This window comes from Salibacter halophilus (assembly GCF_008806325.1).
GTDB classification, from domain to species: Bacteria; Bacteroidota; Bacteroidia; order Flavobacteriales_G; family Salibacteraceae; genus Salibacter; species Salibacter halophilus.
Genome location: NZ_WACR01000007.1, coordinates 249,827 through 263,323, shown reverse-complemented (window position 1 = coordinate 263,323; position 13,497 = coordinate 249,827). Strand labels below are relative to the sequence as shown.

The following is a 13,497-nucleotide window of genomic DNA, read 5'->3' as shown; positions in this document are numbered from 1 at the left end:
CCACGACTTTTACGGTTGATCCATTCCCCTCTTTTTCGATGGTGCCAACTGATTCTATCGTTTGTTTTGGTGATTCTGCCAGTGTGCAGGATTTACCGGGGTATTCTTACTCCTGGAGCAATGGCAGTCAGGGTCATTTCACTGCTATTTCTTCTTCAGGTTGGTTGAGTGTGGACATCACTTCTCCGGCTGGTTGTCTTTTTACTGATTCACTTTTCATTGACAGTTTGATCGAGGTGGATATTACGCTGCCGGCTGATACGGCTATTTGCACCGGTGATTCTTTTACGGTAACTATTCCTTCCGGTCAGAGCCTTGATTACCTCGTGTGGAGTGATGGTGATTCTTCTTACCAAAGGGTGATCGACTCGGCTGGTTTATTCTATGTGGAAGCGCAAAATAGTTGTGGTGTTTTCAGGGATTCCATAAATGTCGGTTTCATCGAGAGGGTACAGTCTTTTGACATTCCGGATACTTCATTTTGCCGGGGTGGTTCTTTGGAGATCAGCATTGAGGACTCCAACGCTTCTTCTTTTATTTGGGGAGATGGGTTTAATGGATCTGACCGTGAAATTGAAAACTCGGGTTCTTTTTCGCTCACTGCTCTCAACTTCTGCGGGTTTGAAACGGATTCGTTCTCGGTGAGGGTGCTCGATACCCCTTTTGTGGATTTAAATGATGCTTATCAGTACTGTGACGAGGTTCCGGTGGAGATCGATTTGCCGGCTCAGTACAGTTACCAGTCGGTGATTGGTGTTGCGGGTAATGACAACATCGTGTACTCGCAAACGGGATCTGACCGTGTAATTGTGGAAAATGAATTTGGTTGTGAAAGTGTTTATGAGGTCGTGATTGAAGGCTGTGCGATTGAGGTGATTATTCCGAATGTGTTTACACCAAATGGTGACGGACTCAATGACGGGTTTGAGATTAAAAACCTGGATGGGCCTGATTTTCACTTGCGGATTTACAACCGCTGGGGAACGCTGGTTTTTGACAACGAGAATTTTATGAAGTCGTGGGATGGGCACATCAACGGTTCACCCGCTTCTGACGGAACGTATTACTATATATTAGAAGTGGATCCCACGATTCAGACGGTGGGAAATAAGCATACTTATAAAGGATTTTTGGAGTTGGTGAGGTAAGTCTATCTCAACACATTTCTACGCTCGGCATCCAGCTTGATAAGTGTAAAAAGCAAAATCGTAAACGACCAAAGCGATGACCCTCCATAACTGAAAAAAGGAAGCGGAATCCCGATTACCGGTGCCAATCCGATTGTCATTCCAATATTGATTGCAAAGTGAAAAAAGAAAATGCACACGACAGAGTATGCATAGACTCGCGCAAATGTTGAACGCTGCCGTTCAGCGATCCAAATAATGCGAATAAATAGCCCCAGGAAGAGAACAATAATTATCGAAGTTCCAACAAACCCCCATTCTTCGCCAACAGTACAAAAAATGAAATCTGTACTCTGTTCAGGCACAAAATTGAATTTCGTTTGAGTTCCTTCGAGGTAACCTTTACCCCAAAACCCACCTGAGCCAATCGCAATTTTCGATTGATGTTGGTTGTAGCCCGTACCACTCGGATCTGAAATAATACCCAACAATTCGTAAATCCTGTTACGGTGACGGTCTTCAAAAATCTCGTTAAAGATGTAATTCACACTGGCCACATACCCTACAGCAACAACAGCGAGCATCGTCAACGGACGCCACAAAGAGGAAATATTTTTACGAAATAGTAAGAGTATCAATCCGCCCAAAACAAGTAGAGATCCCATCAAAATGTATTCTCCACTAATGGTCAGATCCAGCGTCTCAATATTCCACATTTCGCGCTCTACGAAAAGTGTCAAAATAAAGAGCATAGCAGCTGCAACTCCTACTATCAGTACCTTCCCCGAAAGACCTTCTCGGTACAAAACGAAAATAAAACTAGCATAGACCAATGTTGAACCGGCATCGGGTTGTAAAAGGATTAAAGCTGCCGGAACTAGCAGAATAACAGCACTCGTAAACTTGGTCTTAAATTGATCCATTTTCACACTAATGGATGATAAATATTTAGCCAAAGCCAGAGCTGTACCATATTTCGCAAACTCAGCGGGCTGAATACTCACTCCGCCAATTACAATCCAGGATTGGGAACCCTTAATCTCGGTTCCGACCAATAAAACTGCCACCAGTAAGGCCACAAAAATCCCGTAAAAGACGTAAGCAAAAGTTTCGTAAAACCTCACATCAAGCAACATGACAGCAATAGCTAATGCCGCTGATGTCCCAATCCACATAAGCTGCTTGCCGTAATTCTGAGAAAAATCAAATATAGTTCCGGCTTCATCAGTGTAATTAGCTGCATAAATATTGAGCCAACCGAGGAGAACCATCACAGCATAAATGGAGATGAGTAACCAGTCGATGTTTTCGGTTATATTTTTCGTTCTTCTCCCTCTCATTCTTCGTCCTCCTTATCGAGATGAATAAAATCAGCTTCGAGGATTCGTTGCTCTTTGCGTTTATTCGTTTTTCCTGTGAGGTATTTTTCAATCATCAAACTCGCGATTGGCGCAGCCCATGTTCCTCCAAATCCAGATTCTTCAACATAAACAGAAACTGCAATTTGCGGGTTTTCTTTGGGAGCAAAAGCGATAAATACAGAATGATCTGGCGTTTTCTTGTTTTGAACTGTTCCCGTTTTACCACAAACCGTAATGCTGTCAATTCTGGCTCTGCGAGCTGTACCGCCCGGCTCATTCACAACAGCATCTAAAGCGTCAATAACAACATCAAAATGACTACTATCGATGAGTGTTTTATTCTTCTTTCTGTACTTTTCGAGTTTTGGAGAATCTCCAATTTCCTTCACCAAATGCGGAGTGTAATAAAAACCTTTATTCGCAATTACTGATGCGAGATTGGCCATTTGAATAGGAACAACACCTAACTCACCTTCGCCAATGCTATTCGAGTAAATTGTAGAAAAAGCCCAGCGGTATTCACCGTACCAGCTATCGTAAAACTCTTTATCAGGAATGAATCCTTTTTTGATTCCTTCTAAATCGGTTTCGAGCCTGATTCCTAATCCCAAACTCATCACGTATTTCCGCCAGTTTTCAAGTCCGATTGCGCTATCTTTAAAAATACTTTCTTCCTCTCCCATTTGAATGAGGCGCTTATAAACCTGCCAGAAATAAGGATTACACGAGTGTTGAATTGCCTGTCCCAAATTGTCATAAGTGTGCGAACCGTGGCAATTGATGATCGATCTGTTGCAATGAAAACGCGTTTCAGGAGTAATCACCCCGTTTTCGAGTGCCACTACAGATTGCACGAGTTTGAAAATTGAACCCGGTCTGTAAACGGCTTTTATTGCCCTGTTGAACAGCGGATCGAGTGAATCATTACGAACTAACTCCACATAATTTTGAGTACGATCGCGGCCAACGAGTAGATTTGGGTCGTAAGTTGGAGCTGAAATCAAAGAGAGAATTTCACCTGTTTTAGGCTCAATCGCAACGATACTCCCTTTTTTATTCTGCATCAACTTTTCACCATAAGCCTGCAATTCACGATCAAGAGTTGTGATCAGATCCTTACCCGGCTCGGGGAGCGAGTCGAGCTCACCATTCATGTAGTTACCCTTTACCGAGTTGTGCACATCAACCATCAGAACCTGAACCCCTCTTTCTCCACGAAGCTCATTTTCATAGGTTTTCTCCAATCCACTTACTCCGATGTAGTCGCCCTTTTGGTAGTAGCTATCCTCATCAATTTGGTTCTGATTGACTTCTCCAATGTAACCGAGTACGTGACCGGCAACTTTTTCAGGATAGCGCCTCAATGTACGTTTTTGCCCAAAAAAACCGGGAAACTGGTAAAGGCGTTCAGAGATTGCGGCCCATTCATCGGCCGGAATTTGTTTTTCAAATGCTGATGAGCGATAGTAAGAATACGATTTCGCTCTCTCAATTTTTTTGAGAAACTCCTCTTTCGTGATATCGATCAGGTTGCAAAAAAACGTGGTATCCATCGTTCGGTCAACCTGTTTGGGAACAACCATTAAATCGTATGCAGCTTCATTAAAAGCGAGCAATTCACCTTTTCGATCATAAATAATCCCGCGTGACGGATAGAGCGTAACATAGCGTAAAGCCTGGTTATCAGCAGAAGTTTTGTACGAATCATCGATCACCTGGATGTAAAAGAGCCGCATCAAAAAAATGATGCCGATTACACCCATTACAATCGCGATGATTACGCTTCTGTTTTCAACTCGTTTCAAATTTGAGACTGCTTTCTATTAACGGTGAACATTTGAAGAATGACTACTAAAACTAACGTGACAAGCGAACTTAAGATCGCTTTGAGTCCGGTTCTGAAGAAATTTTCAAACTCAAATGCTTCAACGAAAAAGAGAAATAAATGATGCAGCAGGATCAAAATCCCGGCATATGTCAAATACCACAAATAGCCGTGATCGCGAATGGATGCAGTAGTTCCGTATTCATAGCCATCCCGCGGAGCCATGTATTGCAAAACAACTGGTCTCAAAAATGCGAGAAATATGGTTGCTGTCATGTGCATACCCAGCGTTCTGGTGAAAACGTCAATACTCAATCCTAATACAACTCCAATCAATAATGTGAGCCAGCGCGGTGTTTCAATTGGCAAACTCAGGATCACCAAAACGTAAGCATAAGGATTGATGAGTCCGCCAAGTTGAATATTGTTCAGAACCAAAATTTGCAAGAGCACGAGCAATACAAATCGGATGATATTTTGGGCAACTATCCTAAACATCTGGCTCGGTTGTATTTTGGATTAAGGTATCGATCTCTTGTTTTTTACTGTTTTTCACTACATGGACATGCTGCAAACGCCTAAAATCTGTAGCCAGGTTGACTTTGATTTCATAGAAACGATTCGATTGATTGATTTCCCAAGACTCGATAGTTCCAACGAGTTGGTTTTTAGGGAAAATTCCGCTCGCTCCCCTTGTCAAAAGCGTGTCTCCCTCAGCAATATTAACGTGAGCCGGAATATCGATTAGAGTTGCATATCTTGGATCAGATCCATCCCATTTTAGCAACCCAAAAAATCCGTTTTTCTGAATAACTGTACTCACCTTTGAGCGACCGTGCAGCAAACTCATCACGCTGGCGTAATTCGGTGATACATCGACAACAACTCCGGCAACACCATTTGGTGAAATCACGCCCATTTCGCGCTTTACTCCACTGGAGCTCCCTCTGTCAATTATGAGGTAGTTGTTCCGTTTATTGACACTTCCGTTGATAACCTCAGCGGGTAAATATTCAAACACCTTTACCCGAGCGGTATCAAAAACCGGCTTGAAAAGTGACGATGTGTCGAGGTATGAGGATCTGACCATTTCTCTTAAAGCGGCATTTTCTCTACTCAGTTGTTCGTTCACATCTCGTAAATTGAGATAGGATGTTGCCTCGTTGACCTGACCGTAAAACTCACCACTTACTTCGTTTGTGATGCTGAATGCTCGTATGTTGTGATAATTGTTGTAGGAAATAAGCAAAAAGAAACCCAGCACCTCAAGTAGCAAAAACAAAAATGCTACGTGAAAGCGAAAAATAAAGTTCAACAGATTTCGCATGCGCGGATTTCAGTTTAAAATTTCTACTTGATGAGGAACTGGTAACGATCAGCATTTTTAAGTGCTATCCCTGTTCCTCTTGCCACAGCTCTCAATGGATCATCTGCCACGTGAACCGGCAATTTTGTTTTCATGGAAATACGTTTATCGAGCCCGCGGAGCATTGATCCACCACCGGCTAAATAAATTCCTGTTTTGTAAATATCGGCTGAGAGCTCTGGTGGAGTCATCTCGAGAGCACTCAATATCGCTTCTTCGATTTTCGAAATGGATTTATCGAGAGCATGTGCAATTTCAACGTGTGAAACTGTAATCTCTTTCGGAATTCCAGTCATCAGGTCTCTACCGTGAACAGCGTATTCCTCTGGCGGATTTTCGAGTTCGATCATCGCTGCACCAACTTCAATTTTGATGATCTCAGCTGTGCGCTCACCGATTAAGATGTTGTGTTGCCTACGCATGTAATCTTCGATATCGCTCGTGAACTCATCACCCGCGACACGAATCGATTTATCACAAACAATTCCACCGAGTGCAATAACGGCAATTTCACTGGTACCACCACCGATGTCGATAATCATATTCCCCATCGGTTCTTCAACGTCAATCCCAATACCGATTGCGGCAGCCATTGGTTCGTGAATTAGGTAGACTTCTTTTGCACCGGCATGTTCGGCAGAGTCACGTACGGCACGCTTCTCAACTTCAGTAATCCCTGATGGAATACAGATCACCATCTTGAGTGACGGTTGAAAGAGTTTATTGCTCTGGTTGATCATTTTGATCATCCCGCGGATCATGTGTTCAGCGGCATGGAAGTCAGCAATAACACCGTCTTTTAGAGGTCTAATCGTTTTGATATTCTCGTGGGTTTTACCGTGCATCTTTTGTGCCTGCTTACCCACGGCTATCACTTTATTTGTTGCCCGGTCAACAGCTACAATAGATGGCTCATCAACGACAACCTTATCGTTGTGAATGATGAGTGTATTGGCCGTTCCGAGGTCAATCGCTATTTCTTGTGTAAAAAAATCAAAAATTCCCATTTGTGTATCGGGTTAATTTAATGCTTAAAGTGGCGAACTCCGGTAGTTACCATCGCCATGTTGTGTTGGTTGCAGTAATCAATGCTCTCGTTGTCTCTAATTGAACCACCGGGCTGAATCACTGCTTCAATGCCTTCCCCATCAGCAATTTCAACACAATCGGGGAAAGGGAAAAAGGCATCTGATGCCATTACACCTCCCTGGAGGTCAAATTTAAATGCTTTTGCTTTAGTAATTGCATGTCTCAATGCATCAACTCTTGATGTTTGACCGGTTCCGCTCCCCAAAAGTTGCTTATTTTTTGCTAAAACTATTGTGTTTGACTTTGTGTGCTTGCATATTTTATTGGCAAATAACAGGTCTTCAACCTCATTATCAGTCACTTTTCTGTCGGTCACATTCTCCAGATCTGCGCTCTCTTCAATCTTCATGTCTTTGTCCTGAACGAGATATCCATTTAGTGCGGTTCTGACCAATTTATTAGTTTTCAACTGTTCCTTTTGGACTAAAATAATGCGTTTTTTCTTTTTCTTGAGAACCTCAAGTGCTTCATCAGAGTATGATGGCGCAATGACAACTTCAAAAAAGATTTGATCGAGTTCCTGCGCTGTTTCACCATCTAACTCGCGATTGGTAATCATGATTCCGCCAAAAGCAGAAACCGGATCTCCGGCAAGCGCATTTTTGTAGGCATCAACGAGCTTTTCTCTGCTGGCAATTCCGCAGGCGTTGTTGTGTTTCAAAATGGCGAAAGTCGTTTCGTCAAACTCAGCCATCAAATTCACTGCAGCATCTACATCGAGGAGGTTGTTGTAACTCAATTCTTTTCCGTGAAGCTGATCAAACAACTCATCGAGCGGACCAAAAAACTCTCCTTTTTGGTGCGGGTTTTCCCCGTAACGAAGCGTTTTCTTTTCAGGAACACTGATTTTCAATTCACGGTCAGATCCGGCAAAGTAATCGTAAATAGCCGTGTCGTAATGCGAGCTTATGGCAAATGCTTCACCTGCGAATTTCTTTCGTTCTTCAAGTGTTGTTGCTGCTCCGTTGCTGAAGATGTCAACAACCTCATCGTATTGTTTGCGCGATGAAACGATCATCACGTCTTTGAAATTCTTAGCTGCGGCTCTGATCAAAGAAATACCACCAATATCGATTTTTTCGATAATATCCTGTTCGCTCGCTCCTGAAGCTACTGTTTCTTCAAACGGGTAGAGATCGACAATCACGAGGTCAAACTCGGGGATTTCAAATTCAGTCAATTGTTCTTTATCGCCACTTTCATGCCTGCGAGCCAGTATTCCGCCAAAAACTTTCGGGTGAAGTGTTTTTACTCTTCCTCCGAGAATCGATGGATAAGAAGTGAGGTCCTCAACTTTGTTTACAGGAACTCCATGCTCTTCTATAAACTTTTGAGTTCCGCCAGTTGAGTAAATATTGACGCCTTCATCATTGAGTTTCTTGACGATAGGCTCGAGGTTATCTTTATGAAATACTGAAATTAATGCGTTTTTAATCTTTTTAGATTCAGCCATGAGAACAATTGTAAAATCTGCGAGTTAAAATTAATCACTTAATCCGCTCTAACAATTTTACGTTAGAGAAAAGTGCTAACATTTTGATGAGCGGTAAACTTCGTGCAAAGGTACTTTTTACCTTTGTTTCAAAAGCAACAAATTGAGGGTTTATTTACGAATACTTTTCGAGAGCTTACACTTTGCCATTCAGGCACTTGTTGTAAATAGATTGCGTACACTTTTGTCACTTTTGGGCGTGACGATAGGTATTTTCGCCATCATCTCCGTTTTCACACTGGTTGATACGCTGGAACGCAACATAAGATCGAGCATTGAAGAGCTTGGCGACAATGTGGTATTCGTTCAAAAATGGCCCTGGGAATTTGGCGGAGACTACCCGTGGTGGAAATACATGAATCGCCCGCATCCGGATCTGACCGAACTGGAAGAAATCGAAAAGCGCAGTGAACTAGCCTCAGCCGTTTCTATTCAATACAATTTTGCAAAGACAATCGAGTTCCGCAATAATAGCATTCAGAGCCAGGTGATTGAAGCCGTGAGTGACGGTTATCCCGGTGTACGAAACATCAATTTGCAATCGGGTAGGTTCATCACCCAGTCTGAATTTGACCGCGGAGCTCCGGTTTGTGTGATTGGTGATTACATCGCATATGTGATTTTTGGAAATGTAAATCCTGTTGGACGTGAGATGAAAATTGGTGGTCGAAAAGTTACCGTTGCCGGAGTGTTTGAAAAAGAGGGTGAAAGTATGATCGGTATGTCGATGGACGAAAACGTGATCATTTCCACCAATTTGGCCAAGGCTTTTGTCAACCTCAAAAACCGAAATCTCAGTCCAACGATTTACGTAAAAGCCAAAAAGGGAATCCCCAATGCGGCTCTCAAAGATGAACTATTCGTAATTATGCGCTCTATCCGTAGATTATCGCCTACTGAAGACGAAGATTTTGCTCTGAATGAAATCAGTATCTTATCTGAAGGTTTTGATGATCTGTTTGGGTTTGTCAATATTGTGGGGCTCATAATTGGCGGATTTTCTATTCTGGTAGGAGGTTTTGGAATTGCGAACATCATGTTTGTATCGGTGAAAGAACGCACGAATATCATCGGGATTGAAAAGTCGCTGGGAGCCAAAAACAACTTTATCCTCATGCAATTTTTAGGTGAAGCTGTGATGCTTTGTGTAGTGGGCGGATCAATCGGTTTGTTGTTCATTTGGTTTGGTGCTCTCGCAGGCTCGGCCGTTACTGAATACGATATTGTTCTATCGCTCAAAAATGTTATTACCGGACTCTCCATTTCTGTCGTGATCGGACTACTGGCCGGTATTATTCCGGCTTATTCCGCAGCCCGTCTCAATCCGGTAGATGCTATTAGGGCGAAAGGATAGAGCTTAATTATTTAACAGTAATTTTGACCCGTGGAATTTTGGTTAGAATACGGTTACTGGGGGCTTTTTATTGTGTCGTTTTTGGCGGCTACGATTTTGCCATTCAGTTCAGAATCAATTCTTGTGGCCATGATCTTTGGTGATTTCGATCCTGTATTGCTGGTCGTTTACGCCTCAGTTGGCAACTGGCTTGGAGGACTAACAAGTTACGGAATTGGCAGGTTGGGGAAATGGGAATGGGTAGAGCGTTTCCTCAAAATAAAGCACAAAACAGTTGAAAAGTGGCAACGAAAAAGTGAAAAATACGGGGCTGTTTTCGGGTTATTAACATGGTTACCAATTGTTGGCGACCCCATTGCGGTAGCATTGGGTTTCGCCCGGACTCATTTTCTCATGACTTCTCTTTACATGCTCATCGGGAAAACAGCTCGCTATGCTCTTGTGAGCTACTTACTGCTCCACGGTTTCCTCCTGTAAAATGGGCCTGAGTGTGTTGAGTGCTTCCTGAATCGAAGTAATGTCTTTGAAAACAAGCGACAACTTCTCCTTTCGCTGTTTCAACTCACAACGATGCATATTTTGCTTCACGTATTCCAACACGCGATTGAAAGCTGGCGATTGGAAATAAGGAGACTCCTGATCCGGAATGAAATAGCAAATGAGTTTGTTCGCTTTGAGCACAATTTTCTCAAATCCGATCGCTTTCCCGAGCCACTTCATTTTCACAGAGTCGATAAGGCTTTCGGTTTCATCTGGGATCGGACCAAAACGGTCGATGAGTTCCTGCCTGAAAGTGTCGAGTTGTGTTTCGCTTTCTACATCACTTAGATCCTTGTACAACCTCAATCGCTCGGTGATGTTATTGACGTAAGTATCGGAGATCATAATCTCGAGATCCGTTTCGAGAACAGTGTCTTCAACATAACTCTGTTTTGAAGCTTTGAACAGATCTTTGAACTCGTTTTCCTTCAACTCGGTAATAGCTTCGTTGAGGATCTTTTGGTACATATCAAACCCGATTTCTGAAATGAAACCGCTCTGCTCTCCACCGAGAAGATTTCCGGCTCCGCGAATATCGAGGTCGCGCATAGCAATGTTGATCCCACTCCCGAGATCTGAAAATTGCGAGATCGCTGTAAGTCTTTTGCGCGCATCGCTCGGCATGGTTGACAACGGAGGCGACAGGAGGTAGCAAAACGCTTTTCTGTTACTCCGCCCAACACGACCACGCATTTGGTGCAGGTCACTCAGGCCAAAGTTGTGGGCATTGTTGATGATGATCGTATTCGCATTGGGAATATCGAGTCCGCTCTCGATGATTGTTGTAGCGATGAGCACATCGTACTCACCATCAACAAACTTCATCATTCGCTCTTCCAAATCCTTGCCATCCATTTGACCATGAGCCGTGATAACACGAGCATCCGGAACAACGCGCTGCACCATACCGGCTACTTCCTGAATATTTTGAACGCGGTTATTAATCACAAACACCTGTCCGTCACGCGCGAGTTCGTAACTCACCGCATCGCGAATAATTTCTTCGTTGAACGTGTGGAGTTCTGTTTGAACCGGCTGACGGTTTGGCGGAGGCGTATTGATCACAGAAAGGTCTCTCGCACCCATCAATGAGAATTGAAGCGTTCGCGGAATTGGCGTTGCAGTAAGTGTAAGCGTATCCACATTTTCTTTGATCGTTTTGAGCTTGTCTTTCACCCCAACTCCAAACTTTTGTTCCTCGTCAATAATCAGCAAGCCGAGGTCATTGAACTTTACATCTTTCCCCACAAGCCTGTGCGTACCGATGATGATATCGAGTTTTCCCTCTTCGAGGTTTTTGAGTGTTTGCTTGATTTTGGATGTTTTCTTGAAACGATTCACAAAATCAACCTCAACCGGAAAGTCTTTGAGTCTTTCGCTAAATGACTTGTAATGTTGAAGTGCCAAAATAGTGGTCGGAACCAGGACAGCTACCTGCTTGCCGTCTACGGCAGCTTTAAACGCGGCTCTGATCGCGATTTCCGTTTTTCCAAAGCCTACATCTCCGCAAATCAGTCTGTCCATGGGAGCCGATTGTTCCATATCCTCTTTCACTGCCTGAGTCGCTTTCTCCTGATCGGGAGTATCCTCATAAATGAATGAGGCCTCCAACTCATTTTGCAAATAAGAATCAGGAGTAAATGCATAACCTTCGGCCTCTTTTCGTTTTGCGTAGAGGCTTATAAGATCATAGGCGATTTCCTTGATCTTGCTCTTGGTCTTTTTCTTGAGCTTTTTCCATGTATTCGTTCCCAGCTTGTTGATCTTGGGTTCGTGTCCTTCTTTCCCACTGAACTTCGAGATACGGTGGAGCGAATGAATGCTCACGTAAAGCACGTCTGTTCCACTGTAAGAAAGCTTGATTGCTTCCTGAAGCTTTCCGTTGTTTTCAATTCTAACAAGACCTTCAAAGCGTCCAACCCCATGATCTACGTGCACGACAAAGTCTCCACGTTGGAGCTCAGTTATCTCCTTGAGCGATAATTTTTGTTGAGCATCTTTAAACCCTTCTTTTAGTCGGAACCGGTGGAAACGCTCAAAGATTTGGTGATCAGTGTAGCACGCCATGCCGACTTCAAAATCGGTGAAGCCTTCATGAAGTGAAAAGAGCAGCGAGTTGAAATGTTTTTCTTTTTCCAGATCCTCAAAAATGTTGTGGAGTCTGGTCAACTGCTTTTCAGATCCTGCAAGTATGACGTTATCGATATTTTCTTTGACATTCTCGTGAAGCTTTTTACTCAGCAACTCAAAGTTCTTGTTGAAATTTGGCTGTGGCTGCTGTTGAAATTCCAGTACCGCATCACCTTCAAAATGATTGGTGATTCCAAATTCGATCACAACGCGTTTTTGGAGTATTTTTTCCATCTCTGCTTCTCGGGTGAAAAGCTTCTCGGGTGGTAAGTGCTCTATTTCAGTTTCACCTAAATCAGCAAAAGCTTTTTCTGCCCGTTCGTATTCCATCTTGAGATGATCCTGCAGCAGGTTAAAATCTTTGATCCACACTTTTGTTGACGGAGGTAAAAATTCCAAAAAGTGCTGACGACTCTCCATCAGATTTTTGTTCTGGATATTTGGAACAATACGCACTTGCTGAAAATGCTTGATTGAAAGCTGAGAACCCGGATCAAAGGTTCTGATCGAGTCTATTTCATCACCAAAAAGTTCAACGCGATAAGGATAATCGTTCGCAAATGAAAAGATGTCTACAATTCCGCCTCGAATAGAAAACTCGCCCGGTTGTGTGACAAAATCTACCCGTTCAAACTTGTATTCGAAAAGCAACTCATTGATAAAGTCGATTGAAATTTCATTTCCCTTTTTGAGCTCGAGCGTGTTTTGTTGCAATTGCTTTTTAGTACTTACTTTCTCAGATAGTGCCTCGGGATAAGTCACTATGCAGACGGGCCTACTCCGTTTTGTGAGTGTTGCCAGAATCTCAGCTCTGTGAAGTACGTTGGCATTGTCCGTTTTTTCAATTTGGTAAGGCAAGCGCGATGAGCTGGGAAAATAAAACACTTTATCCTGTCCGATAATCGACTCCAGGTCGTTGACGAAATAGGCTGCCTCCTCTTTATCGTTGACAATGAAAAGCTGTGGTTGCTTGATCGTTTGCATAAGTGTACCTCCGTAAACAGCCGGAGCAGAACCACAAAAACCTTTTAGTGTAATGTGACCTTTTTCAAAGTCTTTAAGCTTTTCCTTGAGTTGTAAAATTTTAGCGCTGTTTTGAAAACGCTCGAGGAGTTGTTCTTTCGTCATAAAAATAGAGTCAACAAATAAAAAACGCTTCCCAAATGGAAAGCGTTACAAAGGTAAAATGTTTAATATTTCACATGCTAGCAGG

The 13,497-nt window shown here is 43.0% G+C and carries 10 protein-coding genes; 3 read left to right on the top strand and 7 right to left on the bottom strand.

Annotated elements, in window-relative coordinates; translation table 11 throughout:
- Positions 1 to 1,148 (top strand): gliding motility-associated C-terminal domain-containing protein (locus F3059_RS09735; protein ID WP_151168684.1); only part of this gene is annotated, 1,148 nt, incomplete at its 5' end.
- 2 nt (positions 1,149 to 1,150) lie between these two features.
- Here the strand turns inward: F3059_RS09735 and rodA are convergent.
- The 6 genes from rodA to purH are packed head-to-tail and all read right to left on the bottom strand — an operon-like array spanning position 1,151 to position 8,221.
- The gene (gene rodA / locus F3059_RS09730; RefSeq protein ID WP_151168682.1) at positions 1,151 to 2,467 is read right to left on the bottom strand and encodes a rod shape-determining protein RodA; all 1,317 of its coding nucleotides are present in this window, start codon (positions 2,465 to 2,467) and stop codon (positions 1,151 to 1,153) included.
- On the bottom strand, positions 2,464 to 4,293 hold the full coding sequence (mrdA, locus tag F3059_RS09725; RefSeq protein WP_223274587.1) for a penicillin-binding protein 2: 1,830 nt from the start codon (positions 4,291 to 4,293) through the stop codon (positions 2,464 to 2,466). The genes rodA and mrdA overlap by 4 nt, the downstream gene beginning before the upstream one ends.
- Entirely contained in the window at positions 4,290 to 4,811 is a 522-nt protein-coding gene (gene mreD, locus F3059_RS09720) for a rod shape-determining protein MreD (protein ID WP_151168681.1), read from the bottom strand. Before mreD ends, mrdA begins: the two co-directional genes overlap by 4 nt.
- Positions 4,804 to 5,640 (bottom strand): rod shape-determining protein MreC, encoded by an 837-nt coding sequence (gene mreC, locus F3059_RS09715; RefSeq protein WP_151168679.1) that lies wholly within the window; start codon positions 5,638 to 5,640, stop codon positions 4,804 to 4,806. Before mreC ends, mreD begins: the two co-directional genes overlap by 8 nt.
- 23 nt (positions 5,641 to 5,663) lie before the next feature.
- Positions 5,664 to 6,686 carry a rod shape-determining protein gene (locus F3059_RS09710; RefSeq protein ID WP_151168677.1) on the bottom strand — a complete coding sequence of 341 codons (1,023 nt, stop codon included), beginning with the start codon at positions 6,684 to 6,686 and terminating at the stop codon, positions 5,664 to 5,666.
- Between the two features lie 17 nt (positions 6,687 to 6,703).
- Positions 6,704 to 8,221, bottom strand: a complete 1,518-nt coding sequence (purH, locus tag F3059_RS09705) for a bifunctional phosphoribosylaminoimidazolecarboxamide formyltransferase/IMP cyclohydrolase (protein ID WP_151168676.1) — start codon at positions 8,219 to 8,221, stop codon at positions 6,704 to 6,706.
- A 142-nt stretch (positions 8,222 to 8,363) separates the two neighbouring features.
- Between purH and F3059_RS09700 the strand changes: the two genes are divergently transcribed.
- A complete protein-coding gene (locus F3059_RS09700) occupies positions 8,364 to 9,614 on the top strand; it encodes an ABC transporter permease (RefSeq protein ID WP_151168674.1) in 1,251 nt (416 codons plus the stop codon).
- 30 nt (positions 9,615 to 9,644) lie between these two features.
- Positions 9,645 to 10,091 carry a YqaA family protein gene (locus F3059_RS09695; protein ID WP_151168672.1) on the top strand — a complete coding sequence of 149 codons (447 nt, stop codon included), beginning with the start codon at positions 9,645 to 9,647 and terminating at the stop codon, positions 10,089 to 10,091.
- Here the strand turns inward: F3059_RS09695 and mfd are convergent.
- The gene (gene mfd / locus F3059_RS09690; protein ID WP_151168670.1) at positions 10,065 to 13,412 is read right to left on the bottom strand and encodes a transcription-repair coupling factor; all 3,348 of its coding nucleotides are present in this window, start codon (positions 13,410 to 13,412) and stop codon (positions 10,065 to 10,067) included. The genes F3059_RS09695 and mfd overlap by 27 nt on opposite strands.
- Positions 13,413 to 13,497: the final 85 nt, after the last annotated feature.

What these genes read in the sequence shown, in the direction of transcription:
- rodA (WP_151168682.1), bottom strand. Translation starts at nt 2,467, where the DNA reads ATGAGAGGGAGAAGAACGAAAAATATAACCGAAAACATCGACTGGTTA.
- mreD (WP_151168681.1), bottom strand. Translation starts at nt 4,811, where the DNA reads ATGTTTAGGATAGTTGCCCAAAATATCATCCGATTTGTATTGCTCGTG.
- mreC (WP_151168679.1), bottom strand. Translation starts at nt 5,640, where the DNA reads ATGCGAAATCTGTTGAACTTTATTTTTCGCTTTCACGTAGCATTTTTG.
- F3059_RS09710 (WP_151168677.1), bottom strand. Translation starts at nt 6,686, where the DNA reads ATGGGAATTTTTGATTTTTTTACACAAGAAATAGCGATTGACCTCGGA.
- purH (WP_151168676.1), bottom strand. Translation starts at nt 8,221, where the DNA reads ATGGCTGAATCTAAAAAGATTAAAAACGCATTAATTTCAGTATTTCAT.
- mfd (WP_151168670.1), bottom strand. Translation starts at nt 13,412, where the DNA reads ATGACGAAAGAACAACTCCTCGAGCGTTTTCAAAACAGCGCTAAAATT.